The 19,260-nt window shown below is 36.9% G+C and carries 14 protein-coding genes; 3 read left to right on the top strand and 11 right to left on the bottom strand.

Annotated features, from left to right (window positions below; translation table 11 throughout):
• Nucleotides 1-79: 79 nt before the first annotated feature.
• A complete protein-coding gene (locus JHT90_RS03845) occupies nucleotides 80-1,174 on the bottom strand; it encodes a glycosyltransferase family 4 protein (RefSeq protein ID WP_201094350.1) in 1,095 nt (364 codons plus the stop codon).
• Between the two features lie 90 nt (nucleotides 1,175-1,264).
• Entirely contained in the window at nucleotides 1,265-3,904 is a 2,640-nt protein-coding gene (gene rne, locus JHT90_RS03840; RefSeq protein WP_201094348.1) for a ribonuclease E, read from the bottom strand.
• A gap of 833 nt (nucleotides 3,905-4,737) precedes the next feature.
• Here rne and JHT90_RS03835 point away from each other — a divergent pair.
• Both JHT90_RS03835 and purL read left to right on the top strand, forming a co-directional pair.
• On the top strand, nucleotides 4,738-5,586 hold the full coding sequence (locus tag JHT90_RS03835) for a HEPN domain-containing protein (RefSeq protein WP_201094346.1): 849 nt from the start codon (nucleotides 4,738-4,740) through the stop codon (nucleotides 5,584-5,586).
• A gap of 80 nt (nucleotides 5,587-5,666) precedes the next feature.
• Nucleotides 5,667-9,563 carry a phosphoribosylformylglycinamidine synthase gene (purL, locus tag JHT90_RS03830; protein WP_201094344.1) on the top strand — a complete coding sequence of 1,299 codons (3,897 nt, stop codon included), beginning with the start codon at nucleotides 5,667-5,669 and terminating at the stop codon, nucleotides 9,561-9,563.
• Between the two features lie 54 nt (nucleotides 9,564-9,617).
• Here the strand turns inward: purL and JHT90_RS03825 are convergent, their stop codons facing one another.
• The 4 genes from JHT90_RS03825 to JHT90_RS03810 all read right to left on the bottom strand — a co-directional run bounded on the left by JHT90_RS03825 (nucleotide 9,618) and on the right by JHT90_RS03810 (nucleotide 12,417).
• Nucleotides 9,618-10,268: a tetratricopeptide repeat protein gene (locus tag JHT90_RS03825; RefSeq protein ID WP_201094342.1), complete on the bottom strand. Its 651-nt coding sequence runs from the start codon at nucleotides 10,266-10,268 to the stop codon at nucleotides 9,618-9,620.
• A 99-nt stretch (nucleotides 10,269-10,367) separates the two neighbouring features.
• Nucleotides 10,368-10,874: a DUF6882 domain-containing protein gene (locus JHT90_RS03820; protein WP_201094340.1), complete on the bottom strand. Its 507-nt coding sequence runs from the start codon at nucleotides 10,872-10,874 to the stop codon at nucleotides 10,368-10,370.
• 134 nt (nucleotides 10,875-11,008) lie between these two features.
• Nucleotides 11,009-11,794 (bottom strand): 3-hydroxybutyrate dehydrogenase, encoded by a 786-nt coding sequence (locus tag JHT90_RS03815; protein ID WP_201095752.1) that lies wholly within the window; start codon nucleotides 11,792-11,794, stop codon nucleotides 11,009-11,011.
• 113 nt (nucleotides 11,795-11,907) lie between these two features.
• A complete protein-coding gene (locus JHT90_RS03810) occupies nucleotides 11,908-12,417 on the bottom strand; it encodes an HPP family protein (RefSeq protein ID WP_201094338.1) in 510 nt (169 codons plus the stop codon).
• Nucleotides 12,418-12,541: 124 nt separating this feature from the next.
• Here JHT90_RS03810 and JHT90_RS03805 point away from each other — a divergent pair, with 124 nt between their 5' ends.
• Nucleotides 12,542-13,099, top strand: a complete 558-nt coding sequence (locus JHT90_RS03805; protein WP_201094337.1) for a TetR/AcrR family transcriptional regulator — start codon at nucleotides 12,542-12,544, stop codon at nucleotides 13,097-13,099.
• 28 nt (nucleotides 13,100-13,127) lie between these two features.
• Here the strand turns inward: JHT90_RS03805 and JHT90_RS03800 are convergent, their stop codons facing one another.
• The 5 genes from JHT90_RS03800 to carA are packed head-to-tail and all read right to left on the bottom strand — an operon-like array spanning nucleotide 13,128 to nucleotide 19,083.
• Complete coding sequence (locus tag JHT90_RS03800) at nucleotides 13,128-13,556, bottom strand: hypothetical protein (protein WP_201094335.1); 429 nt, start codon at nucleotides 13,554-13,556, stop codon at nucleotides 13,128-13,130.
• Complete coding sequence (greA, locus tag JHT90_RS03795) at nucleotides 13,549-14,025, bottom strand: transcription elongation factor GreA (RefSeq protein ID WP_201094333.1); 477 nt, start codon at nucleotides 14,023-14,025, stop codon at nucleotides 13,549-13,551. Before greA ends, JHT90_RS03800 begins: the two co-directional genes overlap by 8 nt.
• Before the next feature lie 3 nt (nucleotides 14,026-14,028).
• Nucleotides 14,029-17,250, bottom strand: a complete 3,222-nt coding sequence (carB, locus tag JHT90_RS03790) for a carbamoyl-phosphate synthase large subunit (protein WP_201094331.1) — start codon at nucleotides 17,248-17,250, stop codon at nucleotides 14,029-14,031.
• A 30-nt stretch (nucleotides 17,251-17,280) separates the two neighbouring features.
• Nucleotides 17,281-17,934, bottom strand: coding sequence for a leucine efflux protein LeuE (gene leuE / locus JHT90_RS03785; protein ID WP_201094328.1), 654 nt, complete (start codon nucleotides 17,932-17,934; stop codon nucleotides 17,281-17,283).
• A 9-nt stretch (nucleotides 17,935-17,943) separates the two neighbouring features.
• Nucleotides 17,944-19,083, bottom strand: a complete 1,140-nt coding sequence (gene carA / locus JHT90_RS03780; RefSeq protein WP_201094327.1) for a glutamine-hydrolyzing carbamoyl-phosphate synthase small subunit — start codon at nucleotides 19,081-19,083, stop codon at nucleotides 17,944-17,946.
• Between the last annotated feature and the right edge of the window lie 177 nt (nucleotides 19,084-19,260).

The following is a 19,260-nucleotide window of genomic DNA, read 5'->3' as shown; positions in this document are numbered from 1 at the left end:
TGTATATTTTAACTTTAATTTTTTATACAACAAGGCTTTCTCATACCTATTAACTAAAAACTTAATTATATATTTTACCTTAAACAATTGACTGATAAACCTGCATAGTTTCTCTAGCGCACTGTTCCCATGTAAACAGACTAACTCGTTGCTGTCCTCTTTGAACTAACTCCCGTCTATAGCTATCATTATAAACCACATTTTCTATAGCAGAACTCATTTGTTCAGTACTATGAGGATCAAAAAAACTAGCTGCATCGCCAATTACTTCTGGCATTGAACTAATATTACTACTTATCACTGGACAATCATTAATCATTGCCTCCAATGGAGGAATGCCAAAGCCCTCATATAAAGATGGATAAACAAAAGCTGTAGCTCCCTGATATAATGCCGCCAATAAATCATCATCCCCTATAATATGCTTCACCTGATTCTCATTTAACCCTAAAGAAGCCATTAAATTTTTTTCACTCGTTGAGAAACTATTACTTCCAAATGCAACAATAGTAAAATCTTTTTTTAAACGCTCTGAGCAAGCAAACGCTTTTAATAAGCCATTAAAATTTTTATATCCACCTCTGTGTCCTACATACAATAAATAAGGCTTTTGGTGATTACTTATCATAGTGACATTTCTTTTTACTTGCTCCATACCCAGATGAACTACAGAAATTTTAGATTCAGGTATACCCAATATGTTTATTAAGTCTTGTTTAGTATTATTAGACACACAAATAATATGCTGGGATCTATCAACAGCATATTTTTTTAATATACTAGTATTATCTCGGCTATGAAAAGAATCTTTAAATAGCTCATGAATCATATCATGTACAGTAACCACTGTAGGACAATTAGTAGGATTTGAACTTTTCTTAGAGTAGTAAGTTTCGTGAATAATTTTCGGCTGCCAAATTTTGATTTTTTTTCTTGTAATAAAACGATTATATGCCATAAAAAAACGAGTTGTTTTTTTAGGAAATTTGACTATATACCTTCCCTCCTGAATATCATTAGAAAGATCAGCTCCAAAAACATTATAATGAAAGTTAGCAAAAACTTTCACATCATGACCAAACAGATGAATATTTTTTGCTAGATTAGCAATATACCTTGATATACCGCCATAACGCTGCATTGAAAAAATCTGGTGATCAAAAGCTATTTTCATTGATAATCCAATATATAGACTTTATTGTTTCAGGTATTCAGCTATAGAAAAGGGATGAAATATCATCCCTTTATTTCACTTCTGAAGAACTTAACCTTGGCGCTCAGGATCTATTACTTCCTTAGAATCTTTAGCGATAGATTCTATACTAGAAAAGTCAGAAAACTCTTCCTTTACAACATTACTACCATTTACTTTCTCAAGCTCTTGCTGACGGCGCTTAATTTCACGAGGATCATTTGGAGCTCGTCCTACAGTACGTGCAGGTGCAACCTGCTCCACTACCTTTTCTAACTCAATTGTTGCAGCTGGCTTAAGAGAATCAACACTGGCTAATGGAGCAGCCTGCTCAATAGGCGATTGTGGTTTAACAGCTTCTACTTCATTATTAATTACAGGATCTTTAGCAGATTGTACTCGTTCTACCACTTCATCTTTAACTATACTAGATGGTTGCTCAAACTTCTGAACTTCCTTAGTAGTTTCAGTAACAACAGCAATTTCTCTTGATACAGGTAATTCTAGCTTCTCTTGTTGCTGCTTAAACTCAATTGACTGCTGAGCTTTTTCAACAATATTAGCTGTATTATCTTGTGTATTAGTAGATTGTTTCTCTATCTCAACTTGTGGACTTTCCGTTTCTACTGCTTCATTACGTTGTTCACGTTGACGATCATTTCTCGGATTACGACGGCGTTGGCCTCTCGCTCTACGACGAGGACGTTCGTCATTCTCTACAGTATTCTCATCATTTTTTACTACTATTTCTTCTGACTTATCTATAGTCTCAGGCTCAATAGTCTCTTTAACTCGATCATTATTTTGATTACGACGGTTAGGACGTTCCTGTTTAGGTTTACGCTCTTCATCTTTATCTTTATCTTTAGTAGAAGTATTTCTATCTTCTCTAGAGTTATTCTGCTGCGTGTCACGACGGTTATTACGACGCTGTTGGTTACGGTTGTCATTTTGCTGACGACGACCATTACGATCACTATTAGTAGTCTTTTCAGCCTTTTGAGTTATTTCTTCAACAGGTTCTTCTTTAACTGAAAATAAACTGACCAATGATTTTACTAAACTTCTTAAACCACCAACCTTTTTCTCAGCCTCTGGCGCTGGTTGTTTTGGCGCAATTGTTTTTACCATTGCTTCTTGGCGAATTAATGCTTTAGAAGAGCTCGCATGATTATGGTCATCTTCAGCCTCGGCATGATGAATTTCATAACTTAATTCATTAAATTGTGCATCAGGGCTATCTGTTCTTAATCGTTGAACCTCAAAGTTAGGGGTTTCTAAATGATCATTAGGAACAATCACGATTCTAACTTGGCTACGTAACTCAATCTTAGTAATCGCATTACGTTTTTCGTTTAATAAAAATGCTGCAACAGGAATAGGTACTTGTGCTCTTACTTCAGCAGTAGACTCTTTTAAAGTTTCTTCTTCAATCAAACGTAAAATAGCTAATGCAATAGATTCAATATCACGAATAGTACCTTGACCATTACAGCGTGGACAGGTTACGCCACTTGTTTCACGTAATGATGGACGTAACCTTTGGCGTGACATTTCTAAAAGACCAAACTTAGAAATAGAACCTACTTGAACACGTGCACGGTCTGCTTTTAGAGCTTCTGTCATACGTTCTTCAACCGCACGACGGTTCTTTGAAGGTGTCATATCGATAAAATCGATGACAATCAATCCACCAATATCCCTTAATCTAAATTGACGAGCAATTTCATCAGCTGCTTCTAAGTTGGTTTGTAAAGCTGTTTCTTCAATATCACTACCGCGCGTTGCACGTGCAGAGTTAATATCAATAGAAACCAATGCTTCTGTTGGGTCAATAACAATAGAACCACCAGAAGGTAAGCGCACTTCACGCTGAAAAGCTGTTTCAATTTGGCTTTCAATTTGATAACGGTTAAATAAAGGAACGGGATCTTGATAAAGCTTCACTTTATTTTTGTATTGAGGAATTACCTGACTAATAAAGTTTAATGCTTCTTCATAAGCATCCACTGTATCAATTAATACTTCACCAATATCTTGACGTAAATAATCACGAATAGTACGAATAATAACGTTACTTTCTTGATAAATTAAAAATGGTGCGGGACTACTATCAGCTGCTTCTTTAATCGCAGCCCATAATTGTAATAAATAATCTAAATCCCACTGTAACTCTTCAATACTACGACCTAAACCTGCTGTACGAACAATCAGTCCCATATCAGGTGGTGTTTGTAAAGCATTGAGGATTTCTTTAAGCTCTGATCTTTCATCGCCTTCAATACGACGTGAAATACCACCAGCGCTTGGGTTATTTGGCATTAATACAAGATAACGACCAGCCAAGCTAATAAAAGTAGTTAACGCAGCACCTTTATTGCCACGCTCTTCTTTTTCAACTTGTACAATAACTTCTTGCCCTTCCTGCAGTAAATCTTTGATACTGGGGCGACCACCATTATTATCAGGCGTATTTATGAAATATTCGCGAGAAATTTCTTTAAGGGGTAAAAAACCTTGACGACCAGAACCAAAATCAACAAAAGCCGCTTCTAGACTTGGTTGAATAGCCGCTATACGGCCTTTATAAATATTAGCTTTCTTTTGTTCACGAGCACCAGACTCGATATCTAAATCAAATAGACGTTGACCGTCCACAAGCGCTACACGTAACTCTTCAGGCTGAGTTGCGTTAATCAGCATTCTTTTCATATTGTACCATCTGTTTCCATGCGAACAGAAACACTTGGGCACACAACGCTCAAGGCCATTGTTTGGGGCGCGCTAAAGTGGTATACCACCTTCGTGTCTAGCGTGACTAACAAATTATAGTTAATCCGCGACCGCGTCTCCTGTTTTTGTCGTTACAAAAACATATAGTAGCAGGAGGAGGAATCTATTTAGTAAGGCGGATGCTATGGCATCTATTTCTATAAACTACACTCTTACTTTATAGTGCATCTCCACCCAACATGTTCCATGATAAATCGGGTGCCGCGTTCAGTATTTTCGCCCGCGGGTTATTACTTTATTAAAACCATCATTATTTTTCATAATGGTTTTAGCCATATTTCCAGAACTTTTATCAGATCAATTTTTTTACTGATTGGTAGTCTGAACCAACATATAATTTTTCACATATTACTAAACAATTATTAGCTAATGCTCTACTTTGCAGACATTTTATAACCACAATGAAATAAAATAAGGTCTCAATATCTGTATATTTGTTTCTCTGTAAACAAATAATTCTGCAACAAGCTATATAATTATAAATAAACTTTGTAATGCTTAAAATAGTTCCCATTAATAATTCAATGGGCGGATTAAATGGCACTATTTTAATGCCATATTTTAGTTATTCCTTATAAAACTTCTTTTAAGCTAATAAAAATCACACACACCTTTTATAGGTTCGCTGAATATAACAGTTAATATGCTATTCTTCAATGAAAATAAATTATATTTATGAGTTAATTATTATCAATTTTAAACTTATATAATACATAAATAATCATATCATTATGTGAATAAAACTACTAACTATGAAAAAATATGAAATTAAAGCAGAAACAGTCTGGAATTTGGATAAAAAATATGCGAAAGAAGATATACCTTTTTATAGAAGGCCATATTGTGCAGTACAAGACATTTTGGGGGTAAGAGCTATTACACCAGAGACTGATGAAGCTAAACTTATAAAAGAAGCTTATAAAAAACTAATTCCTGAAGTATCAACAAATTGGTCTGGATATGGTGTTGGTATTATTGCATCAATGGATCAAGTTAGAAAATTCATACTCCCTATAGTTTTTGGGCAAGTGAACATATCAATTTATAAAGGCATAGGCTTTACTGATGAACATACATGGTGGATATGGTGTCGATTTAATAAAGAAACTGCTGAAAATAGTAAACAATCATTTATAAATATTTATGACTTTGCTTATGGTGTAAATGCTCTGAGCGACAAACAAAATGAAGCTCATACCTTTTGGGAGCAAGCTACATCTAATCTAGAAGTTATCGCTGATTCATTAGTAAATACCTATAGAACAAACTCCATTTTACAGCCTATTTGCATGGCCGCTGAATTGGCAATGAAAGGTACATTATCATATTTAGGACTATCTAAAGATGAATTAAAACATAAATATGGTCATTCTCACAAAAAACTAGCTAAAGCAATGATTAAGAAGAAACCACATAGTGATGATAAAAAATTATTAGCAATAATAAACCGTTTACCTGACTATATAGAAACTCGTTACGATGATAGCAATATGAGCAGATTAGAAATAGTAAATTTGGCCTTAGATATTCAATTTATTGTAGCTTCTGCTCTAAGACGTATTAGCGGTATTGAAATAGAAAAAGGAATGGTTAGTAAGTAAACTCTTATGCTGTCAAAAACCTTAATTTAAGGTAAAATATACATCTTTCGTCTTATCCCTTTTATTGAGATTATCTGACAATGCTGATTCTGCGTGGTACACCTGCTCTTTCTTCATTCCGTCATGGAAAATTAGTAAACCAATTACAAGCTGCTGCCCCTCATGTAACAGCAGTTTATGCTGAATTTATGCATTTTGCTGATACCACAACAGAATTATCAGCAGACCATAAACAAGTTCTAGAACGCCTATTAAAATATGGTCCTGCTGCAAAAGTTGAAGAACCAAAGGGGCAACTTTATCTTGTAATACCCCGTTTTGGTACTATTTCACCTTGGTCAAGTAAAGCGACTGATATTGCTCATAATTGTGGTTTAGATAATATTATCCGTATAGAACGTGGTATTGCTTACTATATTGAAGGTAAGTTATCAGCAGCTGAACAACAAACAATTAACCGTATTCTGCATGATCGAATGACTCAACAAGTACTAACTAACATCAATGATGCAGATAAACTATTTAACCATGCAGAGCCTCGCCCTCTTACCTCAGTAGATATACTAGATAAAGGTCGAGTTGCACTAGTAGAAGCTAACCAACAATTAGGCTTAGCTCTAGCAGAAGATGAAATCGATTACTTGTTAAATGCCTTTACAGAGTTAAAACGTAATCCTAATGATGTTGAGCTAATGATGTTTGCTCAAGCAAACTCAGAACATTGTCGCCATAAAATCTTCAATGCTAGTTGGGATATTGATGGTGAAGCCCAACAGAAAAGCCTGTTTGGCATGATTAAAAATACCTATGATATGGGACATGAAGGTGTATTATCCGCTTATAAAGACAATGCATCAGTGATTGAAGGCTTTACTGCTGGCCGTTTTTTCCCTAATCCAGAATCAAAAATATATGCAGTCAAGCAAGAGCCTGTACATATTTTAATGAAGGTCGAAACCCATAACCACCCTACTGCGATTGCCCCCTTCCCTGGTGCTTCCACAGGTTCAGGCGGTGAAATTCGTGATGAAGGCGCTACAGGTCGTGGCGCAAAACCTAAAGCAGGTTTAACAGGCTTTACAGTTTCTAATCTAAATATTCCTAACTTTATTCAACCTTGGGAAAAACCATACGGTAAACCAGAGCGTATTGTGAGCGCTTTAGATATTATGATCGAAGGCCCCTTGGGTGGCGCAGCTTTTAATAATGAATTTGGTCGCCCTGCACTAAATGGCTATTTTCGTACTTTTGAACAAACTGTAAACACCCCTAATGGTGAGGAAGTACGTGGTTATCATAAACCTATTATGCTAGCAGGTGGCTTAGGTAATATCCGTGCAGAACACGTACAAAAAGCTGAAATCAGTATTGGTGCAAAACTTATTGTACTCGGTGGCCCAGCTATGCTTATTGGCTTAGGTGGTGGCGCTGCTTCCTCTATGGCTACGGGTGCAAGTTCAGCCGATTTAGATTTTGCTTCAGTACAACGTGATAACCCAGAAATGGAACGTCGTTGCCAAGAAGTAATAGACCGTTGCTGGCAATTAGGTGAAAACAATCCTATTAAATTTATCCATGATGTAGGGGCAGGTGGTCTTTCTAATGCCTTACCTGAATTAATCAACGATGGCGGTCGTGGCGGTAAATTTGAATTACGCAATGTGCCTAATGCCGAACCTAATATGACACCTTTAGAAATTTGGTGTAATGAATCACAAGAACGCTATGTAATGTCAGTGGATGCTGTTGATTTCGAACGTTTCAAAGAAATTTGTGAAAGGGAACGTTGCCCCTTTGCAGTAGTAGGTGAAGCGATTGAAGATCACCAACTTACAGTACACGACAACCACTTTAATAATAACCCCGTAGATATGCCATTACAAGTATTGCTTGGCAAACCACCACGTATGCATCGCACAGCCCAACGTGAGAAGATAGCAGGTGATAACTTTACAACGCAGGGTATTGAATTAAAGGAAGCTATTAGCCGAGTATTACACCACCCTACTGTAGCCAGTAAAAGCTTCCTTATTGCTATTGGCGACCGTACTATTACAGGTTTAGTAGCCCGTGACCAATTTATTGGCCCTTGGCAAGTACCTGTAGCAGATTGTGCGGTTACAGCTACTAGCTTCGATGTATATACTGGTGAAGCAATGGCAATGGGGGAAAGAACGCCTTTAGCCTTATTAGATGCGCCTGCCTCTGGTCGTATGGCTGTGGCTGAAAGTATTACTAATATTGCTGCTGCACGTATTGAAAAACTAGCAGATATTAAACTATCTGCTAACTGGATGGCAGCGGCAGGTCATGCAGGTGAAGATGCTCGTCTTTATGACACGGTAAAAGCTGTGGGCATGGAATTATGCCCTGAATTAGGTATTACTATTCCAGTGGGTAAAGACTCCATGTCGATGAAAACTCGCTGGTCGGATAATGGACAAGAAAAAAGCGTAACTTCGCCACTTTCCTTAGTAATTTCTGCCTTCGCACCTGTTCAAGATATTCGTCAAACATTAACCCCTGAACTGCGTTTAGATCAAGGCGATACAGATCTTATCTTAATCGACTTAAGTCGTGGTCAAAACCGCCTAGGTGCTTCTATTCTTACCCAAGTATATAGCCAACTAGGTCAAGAAGTACCTGACTTAGATGATGCAGAAGACTTAAAAGCCTTCTTTGCCATTATTCAAGGTTTAAATGCTGACAATAAATTATTGGCTTATCATGATCGTTCGGACGGTGGATTATTAGCTACTGTCTTAGAAATGGCCTTTGCTGGTCACTGTGGTTTAAATATTCAATTAGATCCACTCGTTGAAAGTACAGATGATGTATTAGCAGCACTTTTCAATGAAGAACTAGGTGCTGTTATCCAAGTTCGCCAAGAAGATACAGAGGAGATACTTGCTCACTTTAGTGGTGCAGGTTTAGAAGATGCTGTATCAGTAATTGGACAACCAACTAAACAACAAAATATTCATTTTAGCTTGGAAGGTAACTCACTGTTTAATGAAAGCCGTGCTAATTTACAACAGCAATGGTCAGCAACCAGTTATCAAATTCAGCGTTTAAGAAATAATGTAGAATGTGCTGACCAAGAATTTGCAATCATTGCAGATGATAATAATCCTGGTTTACAAGTAAACCTTACTTATGATCTACAACAAAATATTGCTGCCCCTTATATTAATAAAGGTACTCGTCCCCAAATAGCTATTTTACGTGAACAAGGGGTTAATGGTCAGGTAGAAATGGCAGCAGCTTTTGATCGTGCTGGCTTTGCTGCTGTTGATGTACATATGAGTGATATCCTAGCAGGTCGTGTAAACCTTAATGATTTTAAAGGTATTGTAGCATGTGGTGGTTTCTCTTATGGTGATGTATTAGGAGCTGGTGAAGGTTGGGCTAAATCAATTTTATTTAATAGTCAGGCTAGAGAAGCATTTACAACTTTCTTTAATCGTTATGATACCTTTACATTAGGTGTATGTAATGGTTGCCAAATGCTTTCTAATCTACATGAATTAATCCCTGGCACTGAATTATGGCCACACTTTGTACGCAATAAATCAGAACAGTTTGAAGCCCGTGTAGCGATGGTAGAGGTACAAGACTCTCCTTCTATCTTCTTGCAAGGAATGGCAGGTACTAAAATGCCTATTGCTATTGCTCATGGTGAGGGTTATGCAGAGTTTGCCAATCAACAAGCACTATCTAAAGCTGATCAGTCTGGGTTAGTAGCATTACGTTATATTGATAATTATGGTAAAGCTACAGAGCAATACCCAGCCAATCCTAATAGTTCACCACTAGGTATTACAGGGTTATGTAATACAGATGGTCGAGTAACTATTATGATGCCTCATCCAGAGCGTGTCTTTAGAACAGTTCAAAACTCTTGGTATCCTGATAAATCTAAAGAAGATGCAGGCTGGATCAGAATATTCCAAAATGCTCGTGTTTGGGTAAACTAATTATCAAAAAGAAAAAGCCAAGCAATAGCTTGGCTTTTTTATTAATTAATGGCTTTACTGTGTTTCAGATTGAACTGTTGGCTGTGCAGGTTGTAACTTATTTAATATATTAATAGCTTCTTGATCACCCTGCTCTGCTGCTTTCTTTAATAACTCGATAGCTTTTTCTGGGTTCTTTTCAATACCATCAACACCAGCCATATACAGTATAGCTAAGTAGTATTGAGCAGGTGCATAACCTTGTTTTGCAGATTTTTCATACCATACAGAAGCCTCTTTCTCACTTTCCTTAAGACCTGCTTTACCTTCTGTATACATTTGTCCTAAATGATATTGGCCTTTGGCATCACCTTGTTCAGCAGCTTTTCTAAACCAATCTAGAGCTACTGCATCATTCTTTTTACCAGATAAGCCAAAATAATAGACTTTACCTAAATCTACTTGTGCTGGTGCATACCCAAGATTAGCCGATTGGGTCAGTAAATCAGCTATCTTTTGTTGATTGGCTTTAGCACTTTTAGAATCATTCATATATTGAATAGCTTGATCATAAAGTGCTTTTGCTTGCTCTTTATTATCCACTACTTGAGTTTCAGATACTGCTTGTGCCATTACATAGGAAATTTGTGAAGTTCCTACAGTGACCAAACCTAAACAAAGAATACCTGTAGTGAGATATCGTGAACAAGAACCGCTTATTTTCATGCCTAATGCATCCTTAGTAGCCAAAAGTATTAGATAGATAGTGTACCCTTTTTTTTAAAAGAGTTAATCGAGTTTTTTAATCAATTTATTTCTATACATTTATATATCTGTTAGCTCGAATTGCCTTACAGTAATATTATTAAATATCATAAACATCAAGCTATCATCTGAATATTTAGCACTATACGCGCCTGTGTAATTAAATAAACGCATGGCTATAGAAGTGTATTGCCAAGCTCTTATATCAGAACAAATAAGGGATTGTTTTAATAACTCTGTATAAGCGTGCTGTTTTGCAAAATTTTGTACTGCTTTTGCTGCTTGTTGAAGATTAGGTTCTACCTGCGGATTATCCCATGCCCAAGTAAAAGTACTATTATCTAATGTATAAATTCCTACTACTTGTACAGGCGCACTAATTTCTATACCTACTGTATCACTATTGAAATAAAAATAGATTTTTTCTTGTTGTTGATCAATATTCCAATAGTTACAACGTTCAATACTCCAAGTATCAATATGGAACTGAGTTGCTACTTCTACTGCTTGCATACTACTTTTGATATATTCTTCCAATACTGGATTCTTTTCAAAAGTATCAATCATGTATCATTCCTTACTAATTAATCCTAGCATTTTAGAGTAGCATTAAATACCCAATAACAACAGTCAAATCATTAATAAGTTACTGGATAATACACTGTTCTACTTAATAGGAAGTAGAACAGTAACTATTAAGTTTAATGGGCTGTCCAACCACCATCCACAGAAATCATTGAACCTGTAATAGAGTTAGCTGTATTACTGCATAAAAAACTAGCAATACCTGCTACCTCTTCAACTTTAACAAACTGCTTATTAGGTTGCTCACCCAATAAAACCTCTTTAATTACCTGTTCCTTAGTCATATTATGGGTTTTCATTTGATCTGGAATTTGTGACTCAACTAATGGTGTTAATACATAACCTGGACAAATAGCATTGACCGAAACACCATATTCAGCAGCTTCTAAAGCAACTGTCTTAGTCAGTCCTGCAAGACCATGTTTGGCTGCTACATAAGCCGATTTAAAGGGTGAAGCAATTAAAGCATGGGCAGAAGCAATATTTATAATCCGTCCCCATTTATTTTTCTTCATAATGGGTAATGCATGTTTGATCGTATGAAAACTAGCGGTTAAGTTAAGCGCAATAATAGTATCCCACTTTTCCGCAGGGAATTCATCAATAGGCGCTACATGCTGAACGCCCGCATTATTTACTAAAATATCTAAGCTACCAAATAACTTATAGGTTTGCTCAATCATTATTTGAATTTCATCTGGCTTTGTTAAGTCAGCACCCATATAGGCTACTTTTACGCCATAGTCTTGTTGAATCTGTTGTACCAGTTTATTTATATCTTCCTCCTTACCAAAACCATTTAACACAATATTAGCACCTTGTGCTGCTAAGTCCTCCGCAATAGCTTTACCAATTCCACTGGTTGAACCTGTTACTAACGCTACTTTATTTTTTAACATTATTTTTTCCTTTATCTGTTTAAATAGTAAAAGTGCATCATATCTATTATTTGTAGAACCCAAAATTGTTTTTTAATGACCTTTAACACTATGCAAAGTTATTAATTAATTATTTTCTACCAATATTTTGGCCATTTTCTTTTGCCTACATTATTGACTAATACAGCTATTAATACCAATACAATACTACCCATTAATACAGGAATAATAAGAAAACTCCAACCAACATTTCCCATCATAATGATTAAAATAGGGTCTGCGCCCGCAGGAGCATGTAATGTACGAGTCAATTGCATTAGCACAATCGCCACACCAACAGCAACACCTAACTCAATAGGGCTCACGCCTATATATTTTAAAAAAACGATTCCAACTAAGCTAGATAGTAAATGGCCACCTATTACATTTCTTGGTTGAGCTAATGGGCTATCTGGTGCTGCAAATAATAGTACACAACTAGCCCCAAAAGGAGCCATCAATAATGGAGCATCTTGCCATGTACCTAAAATACCAATACACCCTATTCCTAATAAACCTCCTATAAAGCCAACTATCATTTGATAATAATTAGATTTGTCAGGAAGATTTCCACCTCCTCTTACCTTACTTACAATACTTTTTATCATATTAAATACCTTTATCATGAATATACAGATCTGTACACTATACAGATCTGTATAGTATTATTTTTATAATTCATTTACAATTGATATTTACTATTGAAATAAACCTTCCATAAGAAAAGAAACTATGAATAAACAACAAACTATTATTAATACTGCCTTATCCCTGTTTTCAAAATATGGTTATCATAGTATTGGCGTTGATAGGATTAGAGATGAAGCAAAAGTTTCCAAAATGACTATGTATAAATACTTTCCTAGCAAAGAAATCTTAATAGAAAATGTTCTAATGAGTAGAGATAAAGATTTTCGTCAACAATGGCAACAAACTATTAATGATAAAAATAGTTATATTGAAAAATTAAAGGCGCTATTCGATTGGCATCAGCAATGGTTTCAACAAAAGAATTTTTATGGTTGTTTATTCATCAAAGCTAATGAAGAGTTTCCAGAACACCCCTCTATTCAACAGCTTGTACAAAAACATAAACAATACTTACAAAAACTAATTGAAGATATATTAATTGAAGGTAAAATTGATCAAGCTGTTAACTTAGCTGCACATATTACTACCATTTTAGAAGGACTTATTATAAGTAATAATATATTTAAGCAACAGCAAACTATAGAATCTCATTGGCAATATATCAAAAACCTGATCACTATTGTACAAGAGCAAAGATAAATGTTTAATTAATAACAGAAAATGATAATTATAATTCTCTTTGTTTCTGTAACCAAGGTGGTAGATGAAACATTAAAAAAAGGCCAAGTAATGCGATAGCGAAATATAAAAAACCCCGCAACTTATAGCCTAATAACCCTATATTATTAACACCTAGAAACACAATAGCAGACAATAACACTGCTAATATAGTAAGCCCGATTGAGCTCTTGAATAAGGAATTAAAACCTGAGGTTTTAATAAACAAATAAAGTTGTAAAACTACACAAACTAAAATTATCAATACAATTCTTGGCTCCAATTCTGCTATGACATTATAAGCAAGAATAGGAGCCAATACGGATTGGTTGATGGTAGGGAAAATAACCAGTAAGGTTATCCATATTCCTCCCACCCACAGAGATTGTAAAAATGCCCAAGCAAATCGCTCGACACTATTTAATCTCTTATTAGACATGCTTCACTTCAATTATTTCATACTCCACTTCACCACTGGGAATACGAATTAATACTACTTCACCTTCTTCTTTACCGATAATGGCTCTAGCAATAGGTGAGCTTACTGATATTTTACCCTCTTTAATATCTGCCTCATCATCACCCACAATTTGGTATACCGTAGATTCATTGGTATCCATATTGATAATCTCTACTGTGGAACCAAAAATTACTTTACCTGAATGAGGAATAAGTGAAATATCAATGATATGAGCATTGGATAATTTCGCTTCAATATCCCTAATACGAGCTTCTACCATACCCTGCTGCTCTCGTGCAGCATGGTATTCAGCATTCTCTTTTAAATCCCCCAACTCACGGGCTTCACCAATGGCTTTACTAAGCTCTGGACGACGTTCAGTCTTTAAATACTTTAATTCTTCTTCAAGGGCTTTTGCACCTTGCACAGTCATTGGAAACTTGGTCATGTGTTAAACTATTCCTGCATGTAGGTCTTGCAAGCGACGCACATTCTTCTCAACACCAAATTTTAGTGCTTCACAAACCGCTTGTCCGCCTGCAATAGTAGTAGTAATACAAACTTTATGTTGTAATGCATTACGTCTAATTGAGTAAGAGTCTGCAATGGATTGACGACCTTCTGTTGTATTAATGATTAAATCAATTTCACCATTTTTAATCATATCTACAATATGTGGACGCCCCTCAGTTACCTTATTAATACGTTTAACAGGTAATCCTGCGCTCTCTATTACTTTAGCAGTACCAGATGTTGACACGATTTCAAAGCCTAATTCGACTAAGTCGCGCGCAACACTGGTTACAATGAGTTTGTCTTCTTCACGAACACTCAAAAATGCTCGGCCTCCCTCACTGGGTAGTATTTCACTCGCGCCTGCTTGGGCTTTTGCAAAAGCCTCAGCAAAACTATCACCGACCCCCATTACTTCACCTGTAGATTTCATTTCTGGTCCTAAAATAGGATCCACACCAGGAAACTTAGCAAATGGGAATACGGCTTCTTTAACACTAAAATACTTAGGAATAATTTCCTCAGTAAAACCTATTTCTTTTAATTTCTTACCTGCCATCACTCTCGCCGCTATTTTAGCCAGCGATGTACCAATACACTTAGATACAAAAGGTACGGTACGAGAAGCACGAGGATTTACTTCTAATACATAAATCTTATCAGCTTGTAAGGCTAATTGGACATTCATTAAACCAATCACCCCTAACTCTAAAGCCATTGCTTTTACTTGCTTACGAATTTCATCTTGTACTTCTTTAGACAGTGAATAAGGTGGTAAGGAACAGGCAGAGTCACCAGAATGGACACCTGCTTGCTCAATATGCTGCATAATGGCACCAATCACTACATCTTCACCATCACAAATAGCATCCACATCAATTTCAATCGCACAATTTAAGAAATGATCTAATAATACAGGGCTGTCATTAGAGACTTGTACAGCCTCGCGCATATAGCGTTTTAATTCATCTGTATCATAAACAATTTCCATTGCACGCCCACCTAGTACATAGGATGGGCGGACTACCAATGGATAGCCTATTTTTTCGGCACCATCAATCGCTTCTTGCTCACTACGTGCAGTTGTATTTGGCGGTTGTAAAAGATTTAAACGCTCTACCATCTGTTGGAAACGCTCACGGTCTTCAGCACGGTCAATCGAATCAGGGCTTGTACCAATAATAGGCACACCTGCTTCCTCCAAAGCTCGGCAAATTTTTAATGGTGTTTGACCACCATATTGCACAATCACCCCTTTAGGCTTTTCTACACGTACAATTTCTAATACATCTTCAAGGGTAACAGGCTCAAAATATAAACGATCAGAAGTATCATAGTCAGTAGACACCGTCTCAGGGTTACAGTTAACCATAATAGTTTCGTAACCATCTTCACGCATAGCTAATGCTGCATGGACACAACAGTAGTCAAACTCAATGCCTTGCCCAATACGGTTAGGACCACCACCTAATACCATTATCTTGTCACGGCTAGACGGATTAGCCTCACACTCTTCTTCATAAGTAGAGTACATATAAGCTGTATCAGTTGCAAACTCAGCAGCACAAGTATCTACACGCTTATAAACAGGTAATACTTGTAACTTATGACGATGAGCACGCAATGCTTTCTCACTAACTCCTAATAACTTAGCTAAACGAGCATCTGAAAAACCTTTGCGTTTTAATTTACGCATCATTGGCTTATCAAGTGTTGCCAAGCCAAGAGTTTTAACCTGTTCTTCTAATTTAATAATTTCTTCGATTTGTACTAAAAACCAAAGATCAATCTTGGTTAAATCAAAAATTCTTTCAATCGAATAACCTGCACGCATAGCATCCGCTATATACCAAATACGGTCAGCACCAGGTACTGTTAATTCACGATTTAAGATACTTTCAACTTCTGGGGCAGATAAATCTACTTTAGGGTCAAAACCATTAGCACCCACCTCTAAACCGCGTAATGCCTTCTGCACAGATTCTTGGAAAGTACGGCCAATAGCCATCACTTCCCCTACCGATTTCATTTGTGTAGTTAAGCGTGCATCTGCTTTTGGAAATTTTTCAAAAGCAAAACGAGGTACTTTAGTTACCACATAATCAATAGCAGGCTCAAAGGAAGCAGGCGTTCTGCCACCTGTAATATCATTTTGTAATTCATCTAAGGTATAACCCACTGCTAACTTCGCCGCTACTTTCGCAATTGGGAAGCCTGTTGCCTTAGAAGCCAAAGCAGAAGAACGCGATACCCGTGGATTCATCTCAATAACCACCATACGGCCTGTATTTGGACAAATACCAAACTGTACGTTAGAGCCACCTGTTTCAACACCAATTTCACGCAATACTGCTAATGAAGCATTACGCATAATTTGGTATTCTTTATCAGTTAAGGTTTGTGCAGGGGCAACGGTAATCGAGTCACCTGTATGGACACCCATAGGGTCAAAGTTCTCAATAGAACAAACAATGATGCAGTTATCTTTTTTATCCCGCACCACTTCCATTTCATATTCTTTCCAACCAATTAATGACTCATCAATCAATAATTCATTGGTTGGCGATAAATCCAAACCTCTTGTACAAATTTCTTCAAATTCTTCGCGGTTATAGGCAATACCACCACCTGTACCACCCATAGTAAACGATGGACGAATAATACAAGGAAAACCAACTTGTTCTAATACACCATAGGCTTCATCAAGAGTATGAGCAATACCAGAACGTGGGCATTCTAAACCAATCGCTTTCATCGCTTGGTCAAAACGTGAACGATCTTCTGCCTTATCAATGGTATCCGCATTAGCCCCAATCATTTCTACACCAAACTTAGTTAGCACGCCATGACGTTCTAAATCTAGGGCACAATTAAGTGCTGTCTGGCCACCCATAGTCGGTAATAAGGCATCAGGTTGTTCTTTTTCAATAATTTTAGCGACAGTTTGCCATTTAATGGGCTCAATATAAGTAGCATCAGCCATCGCTGGGTCAGTCATAATCGTAGCAGGGTTAGAGTTCACTAAGATAACTCGATACCCCTCTTCTTTTAGAGCCTTACATGCTTGTGCGCCAGAGTAATCAAACTCGCAAGCCTGACCGATAACAATAGGGCCTGCACCAAGGATAAGGATACTCTTTATATCTGTACGTTTTGGCATGGTTCTCTCGTGCTTCTCAATTAATCTAACTTAGGCAGTGGCAAGTCTAACGCCAAAGCCAACAAATAAAAACCCAACACTGGCAGTAGCAGTAGCGGCTAAACGTTTTCTCTTATGAAACCACATCGCTAAAGATACACCAGCAAAAATTAAAAATGATAAATAAATAAAACTACAGGCTTGTAAAGTTAAGCCTAAGATTAAAAATGATAAACCTGTATGGGCATAATTAGGGTCTACAAACTGTATAAAAAAGGCGATACAAAATAAAATAGCTTTCGGATTAGATAAGCTTAATAATAATGCTTTCTTAAAAGGGCTTGTAACACTGGTCTTAACCGTCACATCATCTTCAATCTCTGCATTAGCAGACTTATGAAATTTATGCCAAGCACCTTTTAACATCATAAAGCCTAGATAGCATAGATAAAGCGCACCTAATCCCTTAATGATTAAAAATAACACAGGCCATGTTTTAAGTAATGAAGCCATTCCTAATGCTGAGGCTGTCATTAATATGGCATCACCTAAGAATACCGCACAAGCAGCCTGATATCCCTTAGATACACCACTTTGTGCAGCAGTTGCCAATACGAACAAAGAATTAGGGCCAGGCAATAAAATAACACCTATAGTTGCCACTAAAAATGTCCAATAATTAATAACACCTAAACTTTCAAACATTGTTATGCCTTAACGATTAACCGCCATATTCGCTACGAAACGATCAAACAAAGGAGCTACATCATGTGGTCCTGGACTAGCTTCTGGATGGCCTTGGAAACTAAACGCTTGCTTATCTATGCGCTCAATACCTTGTAACGTGCCATCAAATAATGATTTATGGGTAGCCCTAATATTTTTGGGTAATGTACCTTCATCTACAGCAAAACCATGGTTCTGACTGGTTATCATTACTACACCCGTTTTTAAATCTTGTACAGGATGATTAGCACCATGATGACCATGAGGCATTTTTACTGTTTTAGCCCCAGAGGCTAAAGCCAGTAGTTGATGACCTAAACAAATACCAAAAATAGGAATATTATGTTCTTCCAATAACTCACGAATTGCTTTAATAGCATAATCACAAGCAGCAGGATCACCAGGGCCGTTGGCTAAAAATATTCCATCAGGATTTAATGCCAATACTTCTTGTGCAGTGGTTTGAGCAGGTACTACCGTAATACGACAACCACGTGCAGTGAGCATTCTTAAAATATTAAATTTAACGCCATAATCGTACGCTACAACATGGTAAGGCAAATCACTAGCAGGAATTTCTGGACAACTATCTGTTTCTAAGTTCCATACACTGGTACGCCACTCATAAGCTTCTTTGACGCTTACTACTTTGGCCAAATCCATTCCCTGCATACCAGGGAAACTACGCGCCAAATCTAAAGCTCTTTCTGGTGTTGCATCTGCACCTGTTAAAATACAACCATTCTGTGAACCCTTCTCACGCAAAATCCGTGTTAAACGACGGGTATCTATTTCCGCAATAGCGACTACATTATTTTCTTTTAAATAATCAGGTAAACTTTGCTTATTACGCCAATTACTTGCCAATAAAGGTAAATCACGAATTACTAACCCAGCAGCCCAAACTTGACCAGCCTCAGCATCCTCAGCCGTTGTGCCTGTATTACCAATATGCGGATAGGTCAAAGTAACAATTTGTTGAGCATATGAAGGGTCAGTTAAAATCTCCTGATAACCTGTCATGGCTGTATTAAAAACAACCTCGCCAATGGTTTGCCCATCAGCACCTATAGACTCACCGTAAAAAACACTGCCATCGGCAAGAGCTAGTATGGCTGGCGTAGACAAAGGAACCTCCAATATAGAATTTAGGCGCGTGTAAAGAAACGGGATGCCCGTGCAAACCGTCATCCCGTTATGAATTCTTTAAAATATACGCTGGTTTTTTAGTTGATACACTAAACGCATATTGTACGATAAACCAACCAAATAACCAAGTTAAAAGTCATAATAAAAACATGCGCT

It is taken from the genome of Entomomonas asaccharolytica (assembly GCF_016653615.1).
Taxonomy (GTDB): Bacteria; Pseudomonadota; Gammaproteobacteria; order Pseudomonadales; family Pseudomonadaceae; genus Entomomonas; species Entomomonas asaccharolytica.
Note: the sequence above shows the minus strand (reverse complement) of the source record. Positions and strands in the feature narration are given on the sequence as shown.

Bases quoted from the DNA above. Each gene is read 5' to 3' on its own strand.
- carB (WP_201094331.1), bottom strand. From the start codon at position 17,250: ATGCCAAAACGTACAGATATAAAGAGTATCCTTATCCTTGGTGCAGGC.
- purL (WP_201094344.1), top strand. From the start codon at position 5,667: ATGCTGATTCTGCGTGGTACACCTGCTCTTTCTTCATTCCGTCATGGA.
- JHT90_RS03835 (WP_201094346.1), top strand. From the start codon at position 4,738: ATGAAAAAATATGAAATTAAAGCAGAAACAGTCTGGAATTTGGATAAA.
- JHT90_RS03825 (WP_201094342.1), bottom strand. From the start codon at position 10,268: ATGAAAATAAGCGGTTCTTGTTCACGATATCTCACTACAGGTATTCTT.
- JHT90_RS03820 (WP_201094340.1), bottom strand. From the start codon at position 10,874: ATGATTGATACTTTTGAAAAGAATCCAGTATTGGAAGAATATATCAAA.
- JHT90_RS03800 (WP_201094335.1), bottom strand. From the start codon at position 13,556: ATGTCTAATAAGAGATTAAATAGTGTCGAGCGATTTGCTTGGGCATTT.
- JHT90_RS03805 (WP_201094337.1), top strand. From the start codon at position 12,542: ATGAATAAACAACAAACTATTATTAATACTGCCTTATCCCTGTTTTCA.
- leuE (WP_201094328.1), bottom strand. From the start codon at position 17,934: ATGTTTGAAAGTTTAGGTGTTATTAATTATTGGACATTTTTAGTGGCA.
- JHT90_RS03810 (WP_201094338.1), bottom strand. From the start codon at position 12,417: ATGATAAAAAGTATTGTAAGTAAGGTAAGAGGAGGTGGAAATCTTCCT.
- rne (WP_201094348.1), bottom strand. From the start codon at position 3,904: ATGAAAAGAATGCTGATTAACGCAACTCAGCCTGAAGAGTTACGTGTA.
- greA (WP_201094333.1), bottom strand. From the start codon at position 14,025: ATGACCAAGTTTCCAATGACTGTGCAAGGTGCAAAAGCCCTTGAAGAA.
- JHT90_RS03845 (WP_201094350.1), bottom strand. From the start codon at position 1,174: ATGAAAATAGCTTTTGATCACCAGATTTTTTCAATGCAGCGTTATGGC.